General features: G+C 60.8%; 1 protein-coding gene. It reads left to right on the forward strand.

Features of this window, described 5'->3' with window-relative positions:
• Positions 1 to 411 (forward strand): Ig-like domain-containing protein (locus tag BZJ21_RS15610; RefSeq protein WP_131826364.1); only part of this gene is annotated, 411 nt, incomplete at both ends.

The following is a 411-nucleotide window of genomic DNA, read 5'->3' on the forward strand; positions in this document are numbered from 1 at the left end:
ACTGGACAGTGGATGTGGCGGGTGCCGATCTGGCCGCGGACACCGAGTTCGATGTAAACGTGGCGTCGACGGACGGCGCGGGCAACCCAGTGACCAGCACCGGCTCATCAGAGCATACGGTCGATCTTGAAGCCGACAAAGGCACCGTGAAGGTTGGTGACATCACAGCCGATGACGTGATTAACAAAGCCGAAAGCGGACAAACCATCGCGGTGACCGGTACGGCGAAAGGTGGCGACATCAGCGAAGGCGATGTGGTGACCATGACCATCAATGGTACCGAGTACACCACCACCGTGGATGGCAGTGGCAACTGGACAGTGGATGTGGCGGGTGCCGATCTGGCCGCGGACACCGAGTTCGATGTAAACGTGGCGTCGACGGACGGCGCGGGCAACCCAGTGACCAGCA

The organism is Salinivibrio costicola subsp. alcaliphilus (assembly GCF_001996185.1).
In the GTDB taxonomy this organism is placed as follows: domain Bacteria; phylum Pseudomonadota; class Gammaproteobacteria; order Enterobacterales; family Vibrionaceae; genus Salinivibrio; species Salinivibrio costicola.